The following is an 18,574-nucleotide window of genomic DNA, read 5'->3' as shown; positions in this document are numbered from 1 at the left end:
ACATCTCGTTTTCAGAACATTTCCTGTAAAATAGCATGAAAGCACATCTATACAACATGACAATTCAAGACAACAAATAATAACTCAGTGCATTTAAGAACCCTAACAATTAGTCTAATATATAGGTGTAAGCGCTAACAAATACCTTAAACAAGGGGCGATTCAAGTGAAAAGAAATCTTCTGCTCACATTTCTAATGGTCTTTGCTCTCTCCGCGGTCCTGGCGGGCTGCGGCGGAAACGGCGGCGCCAAAACGGGAAATGCCGGCGGTACCGATACGGCCAATACCGGAGGCAGAGGAGGATCGGGCGGCGATAAGCTCAGCGGCAAAGTCACCTTCCTGACCAACCGTACGGACATGATCGGCAAAGAATACGACGAATACGTCAAGCGTTTCAACGAGAAATACCCCGACATTAAGATCGAATTCGAAGCCAGCCAAACGGACTATAACCAGCAAGCCAAAGTCCGGATGGCCAGCGGTGAGCTTCCCGACCTGATGTTCGTTCCGGATATTCCGAACTCCGATCTACCGAAATATTTTGCGCCGCTCGACGATATCCAGTTCAGCAGTGAACTGACCTTCAAGGATTTCAAATCGTACGAAGGCAAACTCTACGGTATTACCACCGGGAACTCGACTTCGGGCATCGTATACAACAAAAAAGTGTTCGCCGATGCCGGTATCACCGAAACGCCAAAAACCTGGGACGAGTTCCTAGCCGCTTGCGAAAAGATAAAACAGAACGGCGTCATTCCGCTCGCCTCCAACTTCAAAGACAAATGGCCGCTCGGCAACTGGGTATTCGATATGCCGCGGATCATCGAGAACAACAAAGGCTTCCCGAACGAAAGAATCAACATGGACGCCCCGTTCTCCATGGACAACGGCTACGGCAAAGCGATGATGCTGCTCAAGACGCTGGCCGACAAGGGCTATCTGGAAAAAGACATCAATTCCACCAACTGGGAGCAGTCCAAAAAAGACATCGCCAGCGGCAAAATGGGCATGTACTTCCTGGGTAACTGGGTCATTAATCAGGTCATCGGCGTAGGTGCGGAATCGGACAACATCGGCTTCTTCCCGCTTCCTTATGACAACTCGGGAGAACTGAGAGCCGCGCTCAGCCCGGACTTCTTCTATGCCGTCAACAAGAACAGCAAGAACCTGGAGGCGACCAAGACCTTCCTCAAGTGGATGATCGAAGAATCCGGTTATGAAGATTTTGCCGGCTTCATTTCTCCGCTGAAAGGACGCGAGTCCAAACTGACGCAGCTGGCCGAGTTTCAGGCTACCGGCGTGGAGCTTCAGGAAGGGGAACCGGACGACCCGAAAGTCATCGAGATCTCCAACAAGGCGCAAATCGATCTGCCTGCCATCGCTCAGGAGTTCGTGCTCGCCAAGGACCCGCAGACCGTTCTCGATAAGTGGAACAAAGCTTGGGCCAAAGCCAAAAAAGACTTGGGCTACTAATATAAAGAGACTAGCCTAAAACCGGCAAAATGGGTTATCCGCCAGAGATAATCCATTTTGCTTTCAAGATCATTCATCTGAAGTGCGGAAAGAAGGGATTTAAAGCATGTTCGGAACATTATCTTACAAAAAACAAAAAAGGCTCATCATCTTCTCCTTCCTGCTTATTCCGGTAGCCTTGCTGCTGTTGTTCACCTATTATCCGGCCGCCAAGCTGGTGTATTTCAGCTTTACGAACTGGGACGGCTATAGCCCGGAGAAGCCTTGGGTCGGTCTCGACAATTACCGGGAGGTCTTCTCCAACCCGGATATTTTCGGCGTATTCGCGCATAACTTTGCCTATTTTGTAATGGGGCTGATCCAGAACGTCATCGCGATTTATTTTGCGGTGATATTGAACAGCCGGCTGCGGGGGAGAAATATGTTCCGCCTGCTGCTGTTCCTTCCATATATTATGAACGGCGTTGCCGTGGCCTTTATGTTCGGTTACGTGTTCGACACCACCCAGGGGTCGCTAAACCTGTTCCTGAACAGCATCGGATTAACCGGCCTCGGTGAAACCAGCTGGCTCGGTACCGAGGGCCTTGTCAACTATTCCCTGGCCTCCACCGGACTATGGCGGTTTATGGGCTATAACATGGTGATTTACATCGCCTCGCTGCAGGCGATTCCGAGCGATATCTACGAGGCGGCCAAAATCGACGGAGCCAATGCCTGGCAGACCTTCTGGCGCATGACGCTGCCCAACATGAAACCGGTCATTCAGCTCAACCTGTTCCTGACCGTGACGGGCGCGCTTGAAGTGTTCGACCTTCCGTTCGTACTCACCAAGGGCGGCCCCGCCGGCGCGAGCCAAACGTATGTGCAGCGCGTCGTGGAGACGGCTTTTGCCTACAACAACTACGGCCTGGCATCGGCGATGAGCATTATCCTGCTCTTCTTCGTCGTGGCGGTCGTGGCACTTCAGCAATTCGTGCTTAGCAGAGGAGGCGGCAGCAAATGAATTCCAAAAAATTTTCGGTCATCGGCGCCCTGAAATATCTGACCCTGCTCATCGGGGTGTTCGTTGTGCTCTTCCCTCCTTACGTGGTCATCGTGAACTCTTTCAAAGCGGATGAAGAATTCAACACGGCCAGTACGATGGCTTTGCCGAAGAGCTTCTTCAACTTCGAAAACTTCAAGGTTGTCTTTGAGCGCGGCGGACTCCTGAGCGGGTTCGGAAATACGCTGATCATTATGGCCGTGGCGCTGATCTTCAACATCCTGTTCGGGACGATGGTCGCTTACGTCCTGGGCAGGTTCGACTTCCGGATGAAAAAAGCGGTGTTCGGCGCCTACCTGTTCGCCACCGTCATTCCGGGCATCACGACCCAGGTGGCCACCTTCGGCATTATCAAATCGCTGGGGCTTTACAACACGCTGGGGGCGCCCATTATTTTGTATATCGGAGCCGACGTGATCCAGATCATCCTGTATCTGCAATTCATCCGCAATATTCCCGTCGATCTCGACGAAAACGCCATGGTGGAAGGGGCTTCGCTCTTCCGGATCTACCGGTCGGTCATCTTTCCGCTGCTGACGCCGGCGACTTCGACGCTGATTATTCTGAAATCCATCAGCATTTACAACGATATGTATACGCCGTATCTCTACATGCCGAAGCAAAGCCTCGGGGTCGTCACCACCGTGCTTATGCGGTTCCAGGGGATCAACGTGGCGAACTGGAACTTGATCAGCGCGGCGATTCTGCTGATTTTGCTCCCGACGATCATCTTGTACTTTTTCCTGCAAAAATATATCTTTGAAGGCGTCGCCAGCGGCGCTGTAAAATAAGAGAAATACCGTCAACACGAACAAGGGGTCCACATCATGAAGAGAATCCGCCTTCTAGTCCGGGCATGCTGGATGTTTTTTGCCAACCTGTCGATGCAGAAAAAGCTTGTCGTCATTTTCATTTTCCTGATTTCCCTGCCGATCACGTATGTCAGCTATGCTTCCTACAGAGCGAACTCCAGCGTCGTGCTGGCCAGTGCCACCACCTCGGCGGGGCAGTTAACCGACAATGCCATGGACAAAGTCGACAGGTATATTGCGGATCTCAAACGCTATACGATGCTGCCGCTTTATAACAAGGACGTTCAGAAATATCTGGACCAGCAGGGTACGGATTGGGACAAAAGCTCGGCCGTCAACATGTTCCTGATGTACTTGACCAATACGAAGGAGGAAATCTCCGCGGTCTATATGATGGACCACTACGGCTCGATTTTTTACTACAACAAGCCGGGCTTAAATGAACTCTATCCCCAGGAAAGAGTGGCCGAGTGGCGGCAACGGACGCGGGAAGCCGGGGTGGCCCCGGTGCTGACGGGGACGCAGTCCATTCGGGTCAACGGAACCGCCCAGCGCCAGGTGTTCACCGTCATGCGCTCGATCCAGTCGGTCAGCACGCTTCAGGATATCGGCATCATCGCTATCGATGTGGATATCGGTCTGTTCGAGGAAATCATCACCCCCCTGAATGAGGTAACCCATGGGGACGCCCTGATCCTGGATGAACGCGGACGCGTCGTATATAACAAAAACCTGGGTCAACTGGGGAAAGATTTGGCGGGGAGCCCGCTTCTGACCCAGGCAACCGGAACCAAAGGAAGCTTCCGGCTCGAGATTGAAGGCAAACCTTACATGGCGGTATATACGGTCTCTAGCCATACGGGATGGAAAACGATCGTTTACATTCCGCTGGAAGAGCTGCTCGCGCCGATGAAGCAATCCCGGAATACGATGTTGATTATGGCGCTCTCCATCATCGGATTCGCCCTGCTGGTCGCCATCTTCATCTCTTACGCGCTGACCAAACCGCTGAAGCGGACCGTACAGCTGATGAAGCAGGTACAGCGCGGCAAGCTGGACGTCTTCGTCAATGTCAAATACAATGACGAGATCGGCATGCTGGGCAGCCACTTCAATCGGATGATCGGGCGGATCCGCGATTTGCTTCAGGAAGTGTACGAAACGGAAAAAAGCAAACAAAAGGCGGATATGCTGGCCTTGCAAAACCAGATCAATCCGCATTTCATATACAACACGCTGGAATCCATCCGCATGCTGGCCGAGTTGAACGATGACGACCGGGTGGCGGAACTGACATATCTGCTGGGTCAATTGCTGCGTTACAGCATTACCCGCAGCGATGAGATCGTCACCGTCCGCCGGGAGCTTGAGCATGTGGAGAATTATCTGAAGCTGCTGCAAATCCGCTTCCCGGGCAAGATCGGCTACCGCTTTATCGTGCCCGAGGCTTGCATGCACCTGCCGCTGATCAAGCTGGTTTTTCAGCCGGTTGTGGAGAACGCCATGTTTCATGGCCTGGAAAAGCAGGAGGAGCCCGGCACCATCACGATCCGGGGCTGGTTCGAGAACAGTGACGTGCTGTTTTCGGTACAGGATAACGGGGTGGGAATGAGCGCGGAACGGCTAGCTTCGCTGAACGAAAGCCTGAGCGACGGTAAAATCGACAAATTCGGCATCGGATTGCGCAATGTGAATGAACGTTTGCGTTTGTATTACGGGGAGAGCTCCAGTTTGGCCGTGGACAGCAGTCCCGGCGAGGGAACGACCGTCACGCTGCGGATCGCCGGACTTCTCGGGAACGGTCCGACGCAGCCGCTGGAACTGATGAGTCCAAGGGGACAGGAGTAAAGGAGGAATTGTCATGCTTCGCATCGCCATAGTTGACGATGAAGCTTCCATCCGCGAGGGGCTGGGCAAAATCATCCGCCGGGAGAGCGAACAATACGAAGTGGCCGGTACGTTCTCCAATGGACAAGAGGCGCTGGAATTCGCCCGGTCGGAACCGCTCGATATCGTCATTACCGACATCCGGATGCCGTTGATGGACGGATTGGAGCTGATCAAAGAGCTCAAAGCGGTGAAGCCCGAGACCCGCTGCATCATTATGAGCGGATTTACGGACTTTGAATACGCCAGGCAGGCTTTGCGGTATTCGGCGGTGGATTATTTGCTTAAGCCGATCAATAAAAAACAGCTGTTCGAGCTGCTCCAAAACCTGGGGGAGGAAAAGGCGGCCCGACTCGGCAAAAACCTGCAGCTCCGTTCGGGGCTTCTCATATCCTACATGAAAAGCTCCCCCTCCCTCTGTCCGAAGCTTCCGGAATTGGCGCTGCCCCTCCCCTACTTTGCGGTCATTGTGATCAAGGGCAGCGATATGGACGCGCTTCGCTCCAGCGTCGGGCTTTTGCAGCGCCAGCCGCAGCATCTGTTCGACGCCGTCGACACCGGGGAACGGCTGATTTCGCTGGTCAGCTATTATGCCGATCCTCCGCTGGCGGAGGATACGGACCGGCTGACCGGCGCGCTGCGCCAGTTCCCCCACCCCGGCGTCGTTCTCGTCGGCGTCAGCCGGGGCTACAGCGACCCCGCCCGGCTCGGCCAGGCGTTCGCCGAAGCGAAGCTCGCCTGCGAGCGCGGCATGTACCGCGAGGAGGCCTGGAGCTGCGAAGCGTTCGACGCGGCTGCTGCGGAGGCAGAGGCAGGCGGGGTTCTGGCCGCCGCCCGCGAGGCGTTGGTTCCGCCGATCCAGGTGCTGAACGTCCAGGAGACGCTCCATACGATGGAACGGCACCTGGACGTACTCCGGCGGGTCCGGGCCTCCCAAGCCGCCCTCCGCCAGTACTGCCGGGTCGTGCTGGAGACGACGGCGGCCGAATTGCCGGAATGGCGCAAGGCCTTCGGAGAGGCCGCGGCGGTCCCGGGCGAGGAGGATGGCCAGGAACGGGGCCTTGGTAAGGAACCCGGGCCGGGTTCTGGATCGGACCCTGTTCGGAGTTCTATTCCGAGTTCTGTTCGGAGTTCTAATACGCGGTCAGGTTCGAGTTCGGCCTTGGGACCCGGACCAAGCTCGGCATGGGATGCCACGGCGGCCGCAGCCCCGGAAGTTTCCCCGGGTTCGGCGGGTTCGCTGCATTCGGCAGGTTCGGCAGGTTCGGCGGGCTCAGCGGGGTCCGTAGGCTCCGCAAGTTCGGTGGCATCGACATCGGCATCTGTTTCGGCGCAGGCATCCGCTTCAGCACCGGCCGCTACATCGTCATCTGCCTCCGTACCGACAACCGCGTCCGTACGGGAATTCGCACTGGCATCTTCACCGGCTTCAGACCCGTTGTCGGACTCACCGTCCGCGCCGATGGGAACGCCGGATTCCCTGGACCGGAAGCTGGAGGCTTGCCTGAAGTTCGCCGAATACAAACAGCTCCTGATCGGCATAGTCGGGCGAACGCTTCAGGACATTCGCGAGAAGCGGCTGGCGCAAGGCGGGAAATCGGTCGAGGTCGTTAAAAGGTGGATCGAAGAACATTACAGCGAGCAGGCCGAGCTCAGCAGCCTGGCCGGCCTGGTCTACCTGACCCCCACCTATTTAAGCAAGCTTTTCAAGCAGGAGACCGGCATGACCATCACCGACTATTTGATCGAGATCCGGATCAAAAGGGCGAAGCAACTGCTCGCCGACTCCTCCAACCTGAAGATTCATGAAGTCGGACACGAAGTCGGCTATCCCGACCCAGCCTATTTTAACAAGCTGTTCAAGCGGATGGTCGGCGTCACGCCCAATGAGTACAAGCGGATCAGCCACAGCAAAGACGCCCCCCCTCCTAGCGGGGAAGTGAAAAAGGATCTCTTAAAGTAATAACGGCCTTCAGGGGCGCTATTTTGTCGAATTTGGGTCATCGGGGAGGAATAGCGGCTTTTTAAGGCCTTATTTTGGGGAAAAGCGGGCCAAAACCTGATTATTGGCCTACTCGAAAGGAAATAAGGCCCTTTTTGACCGCTATTTTCCCCGTGGAGCCGAATCGGGCCGAAATAGCGCCCCAAAAGACCGCTATTGCGCTCGGCTAGTGGAAAATCTCTAAACCCGCATCACGAAGCGCGGGCACCGGCCGGGCCATCCGAGCAGAAAAGATGCAAATCTGCAGGCATTTCCGCCGACTCGCTCGGTCATCCATTAAAAAGATGCAAATCTGCAGGCATTTTCCACTCTTTTTCCGAACCAGGGCGATTGCGCATGAAAAACCTGCACTTTTGCAGGTTTTTGAGTAAACAAGCGCCTCACTGCCGAAAATCCCTGCACATTTGCAGGAATTTGCTCAAAAAGGGGACGCCCTCCCCCATCCGAATGCCGGATGGGTATAGGGGGCGCCCCTTTTTGCTAGTTCGCGCCGGCGGAAGCGCGATCCTTGCCTTTGTCCGCTTCGCGGGCGTTCTTGTTCGCCGCTTCGCGGTCTTCCATCATCTCCGCTACGCTCTTGACCGCCAGGCGGGCCGCTCCGGCATAGCCCTCCCGGGTCGGCCGCCGCTTCCCTTCGGCCCGGCGGAGCTTCGCCTCCGCGATCGCCGCCTTGTACTGCGGCAGCCAGGCTTCCTGGGCGATCAGCATGTCGTCGACCATCTGCCAAATCTCCGGCGGATTGCAGACCGCGCCGACCAGCGGGTCCATCATGAACGCCTGGCGCAGCAGCCGGTCGTCGCCATGGACGGCCGCCTCCACCGCCAGACGCTGCACGGAGATGCTGGCGCTGCACACCGCGGCCGGGCCGAGGGGCAGGGGGCCGACATGCGGCATGGAAATGCCGTTGCGGTCGACGTAGCCCGGCGCTTCGATCACCGCGTCATCCGGCAGATTGGCGATGATGCCGCGGTTGACGACGTTGAAATGGCCCCGGTACACCCGGCCCGTTTCCAGGCCCTCGATAATGTAGGAGCCATGCTCCTCGCTCCGCTCCTCCGCCTTGAAGGCCAGGGCCGGCTCCTTCATCCAGTTCGGAAAATCCGTCTCGAACCAATTGCGCCCCTCCGTACAAACCCGCAGATAACCGCCGGTCTCGCCGTTGATCCAACTGCCGAGATCGATCCATTCCCGGATCTCCTCCGGCCGTTTGCGGTACCAGGGAACGTATTCGCTCAGATGCCCGTTCGACTCCGTGCTGTAGTAGCCGAACCGGCGGAGCATATCGATCCGCACCTTCTCCGTCCGGGAGAAGTCCGGATGCCGCTCAAACGCCTCCAGGAGTTTGCCCGTCAAGTCCTCCCCGCCATGCTTGATGCTGATATACCAGGTCTGATGATTAATCCCCGCGCATATAATGTCGACTTCTTCCTTGTTCAAGCCGAAGGCTTCGGCAATTTGATGGTGACCGCCCTGCACGCCATGGCAGAGCCCGATCGTCCGCACGCCGCCGTATTGGTTGCAGGCCCAGGTCAGCATCGCCATCGGATTGGCGTAGTTCAGCAGCAGCGCATCCGGCGCCGCCACTTCCCGAATATCCCGGCAAATGTTCAGCATCTCCGCGATGCCCCGCTGCCCGTACATAATCCCCCCGGCGCAAAGAGTATCGCCGACACATTGGTCCACGCCGTATTGCAGCGGAATATCGACGTCCGTCGCGAACGCCTCCAGTCCGCCGACGCGGATGGTGCAGATGACGTATTTCGCATTCCTCAACGCCTCACGGCGGTCCAGCGAAGCCCGAATCGTGATCGGCAATCCGTTTTCCCGGATATCCCGCTGGCATAACTCCGTCACCATTCGCAAATTAGACTCACTGATGTCAGTAAAAGAAACCTCGATATCACGAAACTCCGGCACGGACAGCAGGTCCCGAAGCAGCCCTCTTGTAAATCCGATGCTGCCCGCCCCGATAAACGCCACTTTAAAAGACATGTTCCCATGACCTCCCCAAGCTTAAAATCAGGCTTAAGATCCCGGAGATCTCAGAAAACCCGGAATCCCTTTGCACCACCCATTTTATCAGGGAGACCCGAGTAAGCGTTATCAGGATTCTGACTTATCCGCCGGCTTCCTGTCAAAAATCCTCACTTATCGTATCCGGTGCATCCTTCTGGGCGTGCAGAGAATTCCGGTATTCAATCGGAGTTACGCCCATATGCTTTTTGAACAGCGCGTGAAAATATTGCCGGCTCCCCACCCCCACATAATCGGCGATATCGGCGACCGGGATATTGGTATGGAGCAGCAGCATGGCCGCTTTATCCATCCGCAAGCGGGTCAGGTACTGCATGAGCGTTTCGCCCGTATGCAGCTTGAAAATCCGCTGCAAATACCCCGGATGCAGGTTAACGATCCCCGCCGCATCCTCCACGCGGATCTCGCGATCGTAATTCTCGTGCAGGTAGCCGAGGCACTGTTTGACGTAATAGTCCATCTCCTGATGGTTGCCGCTTTCATGTTCATCGCGAAGACGGCTCAAGGAAATCAGCAGCTCCGCAAACAGCAGGCGGACCATGGCCGAGTCTCCTTCTCCTTCCTCCGCGTGCTGCCGATCCAGCTCCAGTACGAGGCTTTTGAGCGTACGGTAAATTTCCTCGGGATCGCGCAGGACCACATATTGAAACGGGCGGGTCAGCATGGCCGCGACCTCCCTTCCCGCCCCGTCCAGGCATTGGCGAAGCGATGGAAACCGGCCGCTGCTGGGAGCAAAGCGGAACTCAATGTTCAGCATCCGGCAAGGGGAGTTCGGCTCGACGATCAACCGGTGCGGAACGCCGGCGTCAAGCAGAATAAATTCGCCCTTCTTGAGCTGTTTCCCCACGGGACTCAGGTGTTCCGGTGTCCGAACCTCCACCCGGCAAACTCCAGAAAGGATATACATAATTTCCGTCGAGTCATGGCGATGAAAGGACATATGCAGCTCATCCCATTGTTTAAAATAGTAAGCCGTAAACTCCGGCTGATATTCCCCGTCCATTAAGCCTGTACGGTACAGACTGCCGCGTTCCATGGGCCCCCTCCTCCCTTTCGGATTCATCCTGCCCCTATTTTATCAGGGGATAGGTTTCCCCGGCAAAACCTTGTATGATATGGCTGGGAATGGCTGGAACCCTCCCGAGCGGCATCCTATCCATATTTATGAAAGGGGTTGCACTATGAAAAAGCTAGGTTTGATCTATGTGCTGCTTATCGGATGTTTTTTGCTTTACGCGGCGGACTACCGCAGCAAGAGCCACCTTGAGGCGTCCCGGCAGGCGGGCGGACTTCGGGGCGAAATCGGCGAAAAATACATTATGATCACGTTTCAAATGGGCATCGATTATTGGAAAAGCAGTCTCAAAGGGTTTGAAGATGCCGCCTCCGCGCTTCAGGTTTCCGTCGAATATCGGGGAGCCACCCAGCGGGACGTGAATGAGCAGATTACGGTCCTTGAGCAGGCGATCGCCAAAAAGCCAGCGGGGATCGCCATTTCCGCCATTCACCCGCTTGAGCTGAACGCCACGATCGATAAGGCCGTGGAGGCCGGCATCCCGGTCGTTCTGTTCGACTCGGACGCTCCCGGCAGCAAAGCGTATTCCTTCCTCGGCACGGATAACTACAGCGCCGGGGTCAAGGCGGCCCGGCAGATGGCCGAGCTTACGGGGGGAAAGGGGCGGGTCGCGATCGTGACGCTTCCCGGCCAGCAAAACCATGAGGAACGCACCCGGGGATTTGCCGACACGATCTCCCGGGAGTTTCCCGAGATGAAGGTGATGGCCGTTAAGAACGGCAAGGGTGATCCGCTCCTCTCCAGACAAGCCGCCGAGGATATTTTGTCCGGCGACCCCGGGATCGCCGGGATTTTCACCACGGAAGCCAACGGGGGGATCGGCGTTGCCGAAGCCGTTCGGGAGCACCTGAAACGGGGCAATCCGGGTCCGAAAATACTCGGCTTCGATACCGACAAGGGTACGCTCGATCTGGTGAAGAGCGGGGATATCGCGGCCACGATGGCGCAGGGAACCTGGAATATGGGGTACTGGTCGCTCCAGTATCTTTTTGCCTTAAAACACGATCCCCCTGCGGCGCAAAATTCCGGCTCTTCCGTTCCCCGGAGAACCGACACCGGCATTACGGTAGTGACGCGGAGGAATGTCGATGATTATTACGCCAAATAAACGGTTAACGGGACTGGCGCGGATGTCCATGAACAATATGCCGATCCGCTATAAACTGATCCTTCATTTCCTGCTGATCAGCATTCTCCCTTCGATCGGACTGGGCTTTCTCGTCAACTGGTCGGCGGACCGCGTCATCGAGCGCCGGATGACGGAGAATACGCTGCAGCTGATCGGGAAGGTCAACCAAACGCTGGAGGCCTATGTCGAGAATTTGCAGAACATCACCTATTTCATCTCTTTTAATCCCGAAGTCCAGGACTTCCTGAAAAAAGGGACCGCCGGGTCCGGTAGCCGTATCGCCATCGGCAGTCCACAGCCCGAAAGCGGCGCGGAACCGGCATCTTATGCGATCCGCAAATTTCTGCAGGGCTTCACCACCCTGCACTCCGAGGTCGCCGGCATTCTGATCGTCAACCGCCGCGGAGCTTACCTCAGCAATGAAATGTATGCCCGCTATCCGAACGAAAGCCTCACGGAGGAGGAATGGTATTTGGAAGCCGTCCGGAACAAAGGCATCTTCAAAATTGTAGGCCACCCTTCCGGCCGTAACGTTACGACGCATGCCAGTTACAAAGACAGCGAGGTCGTTTCGGTCGTTCGGGCCATCCTGGATCCCGAAACCGGCGAGACGCTGGGCGTCGTGCTCATCGACCTTAAGCTGCGGGTTATCGCCGAAACGGCGCAGGATGTGCGGCTGGGTAAAACCGGCTACCTGACGGTGCTGGATCCCGGCGGCGAGATGATCTATGCGCCGCCGGAGCCTTATGTCGAGAAAATCCCGCGTTCGTGGCTCAAAAACCCGTCCGGAGCCGGCACGGCCACCCGTCAGGTGGACGGGCGCAATCTGCAGTTCATCTACCGGGAATCGGCTTTTACGGGATGGACGACGGTCGGTGTTTTTTCGCTTAAGGAATCCGCGGCGGAGACGCGGGAAATCCGCTTTTCGATCGTCAGCTTCGTGTTCTTCGTTTGCCTGCTCGGGATGACCGCCTCCTTCTATTTGGCCTACTCCCTGTCCAGGCCGATCGGGCAGCTGATGTCCTTCATGCAGAAAGCCCAGTCCGGTGACCTGACCATCCGTCACTGGGGCAGCCGCTCCGATGAAATCGGGCTGCTGGGCCGGAAGTTCAACGCGATGCTGCAGCAGATCAACCGTTTGATCAAGCTGACGGAGCGCCAGGAGCGGCAAAAGCGGGAGGCGGAGCTGCGTAGCCTGCAGGCTCATATCAAGCCGCATTTTCTGTACAATACGCTCGATACGATTCACTGGATGGCCCGGCGCAAAGGGGCCGAGGATATCGCGCAGATGGCCGAGTCGCTGTCCAGGCTGTTCCGGATCGGTCTCAGCAAAGGGAACGATATCATCCCGCTGAACGATGAAATCGAGCATATCCGCAGCTACTTGCAGATTCAACAGGTGCGTTACCAAAACAAGCTCAGCTATTCGATCGACATCGATCCCCGCGTGCAGGGGGCCTATGTGCTGAAACTGATTCTCCAGCCGATCGTCGAGAACGCCATCTACCACGGCATTAAGGAGCGGCGGGGACCGGGCAAGGTGGAGGTTCGGGGAAGCATCCAAGACGGCGGACTCCTGCTTACCGTCCGGGACGACGGAAAGGGGATGACGGCGGAACGGCTGCTTGCGCTCCGCCGCGCATTGGCCGCAGCCGGCACGGCCGAACCGGCGGGGGCGGCCTCCGAGCCTGACCCCGCCGGGGGAAAGGGCTACGGCATGCTCAATGTCCAGGCCCGAATCGCCCTGACCTTCGGGGGCTCCTACGGAATCTCGATCGAGAGCGAGGAAGGCGAAGGTACGACCGTTACAGTAACCCACCCTATTCTAACGGAACCCTTACTCACGAAAGGAGCTGGTGAAGATGACGAATAACAACCCGGGGACCGTACTCCCCGACTGCAAGGTGCTGATCGCCGACGACGAGGCGATTATCCGCGAGGGCATCCGCGAAAGCGTCCGCTGGTCCGAACTCGGGATGCGGGTCGTCGCGGAGGCCGAGGATGGCGAAGAAGCGCTCGAACTGGCGCTGCGGCATGGCGTGCAGATCGTGCTTGTCGATCTGAACATGCCGATTCTGGACGGCATCGGTCTGATGGAGAAGCTGCGTGAACATCTCCCCGCCTGCAAAATCATCATCATTACCGGACATGATGAATTTGCTTACGCCCAGAAAGCCATCCGCCTTCAGGTCAAAGATTACATCCTCAAGCCGGCCAATCCGGGCCAACTGGAGCGCGTGCTGCGTCAGGTCCGCGGGGAACTGGAGCAGGAAGCCGACAGGCAACAGCAGCTGGAAACGGCTTCCCGGCAGTTTTCCCGAAATTATCCCCTCTTGCGGGAACGGTTTTGCCAGGAATGGATGGACGGCCTTATGGACGCGGATGAAATCGCGGAACATTTGGGGTTTCTGAACCTTCCCGTCCTCCCCCCCGCCCTGCTTGGCGTGATCCGCCTGCGGGAAGCGATCTTGCCCCAGCCGGCCTTGAAGGAGCAGGAGCGGCAGCTTTTTCTATATGCCGTGGAAAATATCGCCGCCGAACTGCTCGCCCCCTACCCGAAAGCGATTTATCGCGATCCTTTCGGGTTTGTGGTCATCCTGCTTTGGGATGCGTCCGCTCCGGCCGAAGCCGCCTTCCGCCGGATCGAGCCTGCGGCACGCACCTTTCTGAAGATCGCCGTCGATCTGGAGGCCATGGAGGGCGGCAGGGAACTGACGGAGATTCCGGCGATTTACCGGAAATGCAAAAGCGCCGTGTTGAAGGAGGCCCCGCTCTCTCCGCTGGTGCGGCGGGCCAAATACTATATCCACGACCATTATGCCGATCGTGGTTTGACGCTGGAGCGAATCGCCGCCGAACTGCATACCTCTCCGGTATATTTAAGCCGTCTGATCAAACAGGAACTCGGCGTATCCTTCAACGGCTATCTGACCCGGCTGCGGATGCGCAAAGCCATACAGCTGCTTCATACTACGGAGCTGGCGATCCATGAAATCGCCGAGCGGGTCGGCTACGAAACACAGCATTATTTCAGTACGGCGTTCAAACGGACGACGGGCGTTTCGCCGCTGCAATTCCGGAAAGGCGAGAAAAGTTAATTTTTTATAAAAAGAGTAAATTCCGTATAAATACGCGACGCTCCCCCGTTGCTATACTCGGTCATGAAAACTGCAAACGCATTCATTGGCGAATGCGAAATTGTATTCCATTCCTAATCGAGGGGGAGATCGAATGATGAAAAAATGGACGGCTCTGCTTCTGGCCTGCGCCTTGCTGGCCTTATTAACCGCCTGCGGCGGGGCGGGAGGCGGAACGGAGGGCGGGACCGCCGGGAAATCCGGCTCCGGCGGCGGCTCTGGCGGAGAAAAAGGAACGGTCGGCATCGCCATGCCGACGAAATCCTCGGAGCGCTGGGTCAATGACGGAAACAACATGGTCAAGGAATTCGAGAAGCTGGGCTACGGGGCGGACTTGCAGTATGGCGAGGATGTGGTGGAAAACCAGATTTCGCAGATCGAAAATATGATCACCAAGGGAGTCAAGATCCTCGTCATCGCCTCCATCGATGGAGCGGCGCTGACCGATGTGCTGCAGAAAGCCCATGATCAAGGCATCAAGGTGATCGCCTACGACCGCCTGATCATGAACAGCGAACATGTGGACTATTACGCCACGTTCGACAACTTTAAAGTCGGCGTCCAGCAGGCCTCTTACATCGAGGAAAAACTCGGCCTTAAAGAGGGGAAGGGGCCGTTTAACATCGAGCTGTTCGGCGGATCGCCGGACGACAACAACGCCTATTTCTTCTTTGACGGAGCCATGTCCGTGCTTCAGCCTTACCTCGATTCCGGAAAGCTGGTCGTCCGCAGCGGTCAGACGAAAATGGAGCAGGTAGCCACGCTCCGCTGGGACGGGGCTACCGCTCAGTCGCGGATGGATAACCTGCTGAGCGCCCACTATGCGACGGAAAACGTGGACGCCGTGCTTTCGCCCTATGACGGAATCAGTATCGGCATTCTGTCCTCCCTGAAAGGCGTCGGTTACGGATCGGGCGACAAGCCGCTGCCCATCGTGACCGGCCAGGACGCCGAACTGGCCTCGATCAAGTCGATCCTGGCCGGGGAGCAGACGCAAACCGTATTCAAGGACACGCGGGAGCTGGCGAAAAAGGCCGTCGCCATGGCTCAAAGCATCCTCGAGGGAACGGAGGCCGAGGTCAACGATAGCGAAACCTACGATAACGGGGTTAAAGTGGTGCCCTCTTACCTCCTGGAGCCAAAATCGGTGGATAAGGACAACGTGGAAAGCGTACTGGTCGAGAGCGGCTATTACACCAAGGAAGAATTGGGCCTTTGAGGCGGGGTGACGACCGATGAGCGAGCACATTTTGGAGATGAGAGGCATCACCAAGACCTTTCCCGGCGTCAAGGCGCTGTCCCAAGTCCATCTGCAGGTTCGGGAAGGCGAGATCCACGCGCTATGCGGGGAGAACGGTGCCGGCAAATCTACGCTGATGAAGGTGCTCAGCGGCGTATACCCTTACGGCACCTATGAGGGCGACATTATTTTCCAAGGCCAAGTCTGCGAATTTAAAGATATCAAGCAAAGCGAGAACCTCGGTATCGTGATTATCCACCAGGAGCTTGCGCTGATTCCCTACCTGTCCATCGCGGAGAACATCTTTCTCGGCAATGAACAGGCCCAAAGGGGCGTCATCAACTGGCACGAAACGACGGTACGGACCAGGGAACTGCTCGAGCGCGTCGGTCTCCGGGAGTCTCCGACCGCTCCGGTGCTTCAGCTTGGCGTCGGCAAGCAGCAGCTGGTGGAGATCGCCAAGGCGCTGTCCAAAAAGGTAAAGCTCCTGATTTTGGACGAACCGACTGCCGCGCTGAACGAGGCCGACAGCGAAAACCTGCTTAGGCTGATCGTCGAGCTGAAGCATCAAGGGATCGCCTCGATCATCATCTCCCATAAGCTGAATGAAATCGAAAAAGTGGCTGACGCCATCACGATTATCCGCGACGGCCAAACGATCCAAACGCTGCGCATGGAAGAGGAGCCGGTTACGGAGGACCTGATTATCAAAGGCATGGTCGGCCGCGATTTGACGCAGCGCTATCCCGAGCGGACCTCCCGCAACGCCGGGGAGGTCATCTTCGAGGTGAAAGGCTGGGAAGTCCGGCACCCTCAGCAAGCGGACCGCAAGATGCTGGACGATATCCACCTGCATATCCACCGCGGCGAAATCGTAGGCATCGCCGGGCTGATGGGGGCCGGGCGGACCGAGTTGGCGATGAGCCTGTTCGGCCGCTCCTACGGCCGATATGTGCGCGGACAGACCTTTCTGCACGGCAAGGAGGTTCATTTGACCGATATCGCCACGGCCATCCGTCACCGCCTCGCTTATGTGACCGAGGACCGCAAACAATACGGGCTCGTGCTGATCGACGATATCAAGCGGAACATTACGCTGTCCAACCTCGGCAAGCTCTCGCGGTTCGGCGTCCTCAACGAGAAGGAAGAGGTGCTTGTCGCCGAGGATTACCGGCGCAGACTGAACATCAAAACGCCGGGCATCTGGCAGAAAACCGGCCATCTCAGCGGCGGAAATCAGCAAAAGGTCGTGCTGAGCAAATGGATTTTTACGGAACCGGAAGTGCTGATCCTCGATGAACCGACACGCGGCATCGATGTCGGCGCCAAATATGAGATTTACTCGATCATCCATCAACTGGCCGATGAAGGCAAAGGCATTTTGTTCATTTCGTCCGAACTGCCGGAAATTCTCGGGATGTGCGACCGAATCTACGTGATGAGCGAGGGCCGGATTACGGGCGAAGTCAAGCGCGAAGAAGCCTCGCAAGAGGTGCTGATGAAACTGATGACACGGGGAAGGGGGTAACCGGAATGCAAGCGATCGGCGAACTTTTTAGAAAAAATATCCGGCAATACGGCATGATTATCGCGCTGGTCTTCATTACGGTATTATTTCAAATTTTGACGGATGGGATTTTGCTGAAGCCGCTGAACATCACCAACCTGATCCTGCAGAACAGCTATATCCTCATCCTGGCGATCGGGATGGTGCTGGTGATCATTACCGGGCATATCGACTTGTCGGTCGGCTCCGTCGCCGCCTTTATCGGCGCCCTGGCCGCCATTATGATGGTCGATATGCAGCTCCATCCTTTCGTCGCGGTGATTCTCTCGCTGCTGATCGGTGCGCTGATCGGCGCCTGGCAGGGCTTTTGGGTCGCTTATGTGAATATCCCGGCGTTTATCGTCACCCTGGCCGGGATGCTGCTCTTCCGGGGCTTGACGATGATCGTGCTGGGCGGCCAGTCAATTGCGCCGTTTCCGAAGTCTTTTCAAAAAATCAGCTCCGGTTTCCTGCCCGACTGGCTCGGGGGCGGCTCCCTTCACGTACTGACCCTTGTGCTGGGAATCCTCCTCTCCCTGCTCGTCGTCTGGCAGGAGTACCGGGAACGGCGGACCCGGATCAAATACCGGTTCGAGGTACCGGCTTTATGGATCTTTGGCCTCAAACTGGCGGCGCTCGTCGTCGTGCTTAACCTGTTCACTTACGTGCTGGCCACGTATCATGGGATTCCCAACATTCTTGTCATCCTGTTCTTCTTGATCGTCATCTATTCCTTCGTGATGAACCGGATGATCGCCGGACGCCATATTTATGCGCTCGGAGGCAACGAGAAGGCCGCCAAGCTGTCCGGGGTCAAAACGAAGAAGGTCACGTTCTGGGTGTTCGTGAACATGGGCGCCTTGGCCGCCCTCTCCGGCCTGATCTTTGCGGCCCGGCTGAATTCCGCCACGCCGAAGGCCGGCACGAACTTCGAGCTGGACGCCATAGCCGCCTGCTTCATCGGCGGCGCCTCGGCCACCGGCGGGATCGGTACGGTCTATGGCGCGATTATCGGAGGTCTGGTCATGGGGGTTATGAACAACGGGATGTCCCTCATCGGTCTCGGCGTGGACTGGCAGCAAGGAATCAAGGGCTTGGTGCTGCTGCTGGCGGTCGCCTTCGATATCTACAACAAATCCAAAACCCAGTAACTCCCCCTGCCGTCAGCACGGAAGAAATCGCAGCGCCAAAAAAGC

The 18,574-nt window shown here is 56.8% G+C and carries 13 protein-coding genes; 11 read left to right on the top strand and 2 right to left on the bottom strand.

From position 1 onward, the window contains the following. Positions 1 to 166: 166 nt before the first annotated feature. The 5 genes from LBW89_RS17770 to LBW89_RS17750 all read left to right on the top strand — a co-directional run bounded on the left by LBW89_RS17770 (position 167) and on the right by LBW89_RS17750 (position 7,178). Entirely contained in the window at positions 167 to 1,474 is a 1,308-nt protein-coding gene (locus tag LBW89_RS17770) for an ABC transporter substrate-binding protein (RefSeq protein WP_225039736.1), read from the top strand. Positions 1,475 to 1,580: 106 nt separating this feature from the next. Beyond that, positions 1,581 to 2,477: a carbohydrate ABC transporter permease gene (locus LBW89_RS17765; protein ID WP_148455239.1), complete on the top strand. Its 897-nt coding sequence runs from the start codon at positions 1,581 to 1,583 to the stop codon at positions 2,475 to 2,477. Further along, positions 2,474 to 3,307: a carbohydrate ABC transporter permease gene (locus LBW89_RS17760; RefSeq protein WP_148455237.1), complete on the top strand. Its 834-nt coding sequence runs from the start codon at positions 2,474 to 2,476 to the stop codon at positions 3,305 to 3,307. The genes LBW89_RS17765 and LBW89_RS17760 overlap by 4 nt, the downstream gene beginning before the upstream one ends. Positions 3,308 to 3,343: 36 nt before the next feature. Beyond that, a complete protein-coding gene (locus tag LBW89_RS17755) occupies positions 3,344 to 5,176 on the top strand; it encodes a sensor histidine kinase (protein ID WP_148455235.1) in 1,833 nt (610 codons plus the stop codon). A gap of 13 nt (positions 5,177 to 5,189) precedes the next feature. After that, positions 5,190 to 7,178 (top strand): response regulator, encoded by a 1,989-nt coding sequence (locus tag LBW89_RS17750; RefSeq protein ID WP_148455233.1) that lies wholly within the window; start codon positions 5,190 to 5,192, stop codon positions 7,176 to 7,178. A 519-nt stretch (positions 7,179 to 7,697) separates the two neighbouring features. On the opposite strand, the gene LBW89_RS17745 is transcribed toward LBW89_RS17750, so the two are convergent. Further along, positions 7,698 to 9,209: an alpha-glucosidase/alpha-galactosidase gene (locus LBW89_RS17745; protein ID WP_225039735.1), complete on the bottom strand. Its 1,512-nt coding sequence runs from the start codon at positions 9,207 to 9,209 to the stop codon at positions 7,698 to 7,700. 142 nt (positions 9,210 to 9,351) lie between these two features. Next, positions 9,352 to 10,287, bottom strand: a complete 936-nt coding sequence (locus tag LBW89_RS17740; protein WP_148455229.1) for an AraC family transcriptional regulator — start codon at positions 10,285 to 10,287, stop codon at positions 9,352 to 9,354. 145 nt (positions 10,288 to 10,432) lie between these two features. Between LBW89_RS17740 and LBW89_RS17735 the strand changes: the two genes are divergently transcribed. The 6 genes from LBW89_RS17735 to mmsB all read left to right on the top strand — a co-directional run bounded on the left by LBW89_RS17735 (position 10,433) and on the right by mmsB (position 18,529). Beyond that, a complete protein-coding gene (locus LBW89_RS17735) occupies positions 10,433 to 11,434 on the top strand; it encodes a substrate-binding domain-containing protein (RefSeq protein WP_225039733.1) in 1,002 nt (333 codons plus the stop codon). Beyond that, positions 11,415 to 13,328 carry a sensor histidine kinase gene (locus LBW89_RS17730; RefSeq protein ID WP_225039731.1) on the top strand — a complete coding sequence of 638 codons (1,914 nt, stop codon included), beginning with the start codon at positions 11,415 to 11,417 and terminating at the stop codon, positions 13,326 to 13,328. The genes LBW89_RS17735 and LBW89_RS17730 overlap by 20 nt, the downstream gene beginning before the upstream one ends. Next, on the top strand, positions 13,318 to 14,553 hold the full coding sequence (locus tag LBW89_RS17725) for a response regulator (RefSeq protein ID WP_225039729.1): 1,236 nt from the start codon (positions 13,318 to 13,320) through the stop codon (positions 14,551 to 14,553). Before LBW89_RS17730 ends, LBW89_RS17725 begins: the two co-directional genes overlap by 11 nt. Positions 14,554 to 14,689: 136 nt before the next feature. Next, positions 14,690 to 15,811, top strand: a complete 1,122-nt coding sequence (chvE, locus tag LBW89_RS17720) for a multiple monosaccharide ABC transporter substrate-binding protein (protein WP_148455904.1) — start codon at positions 14,690 to 14,692, stop codon at positions 15,809 to 15,811. Positions 15,812 to 15,827: 16 nt separating this feature from the next. Further along, positions 15,828 to 17,360, top strand: a complete 1,533-nt coding sequence (gene mmsA, locus LBW89_RS17715) for a multiple monosaccharide ABC transporter ATP-binding protein (protein WP_225039727.1) — start codon at positions 15,828 to 15,830, stop codon at positions 17,358 to 17,360. A gap of 5 nt (positions 17,361 to 17,365) precedes the next feature. Next, positions 17,366 to 18,529 (top strand): multiple monosaccharide ABC transporter permease, encoded by a 1,164-nt coding sequence (mmsB, locus tag LBW89_RS17710; RefSeq protein ID WP_148455219.1) that lies wholly within the window; start codon positions 17,366 to 17,368, stop codon positions 18,527 to 18,529. The last annotated feature ends 45 nt before the right edge of the window (positions 18,530 to 18,574 follow it).

This window comes from Paenibacillus sp. alder61, from assembly GCF_020179875.1.
GTDB lineage: Bacteria > Bacillota > Bacilli > Paenibacillales > Paenibacillaceae > Fontibacillus > Fontibacillus faecis.
Note: the sequence above shows the minus strand (reverse complement) of the source record. Positions and strands in the feature narration are given on the sequence as shown.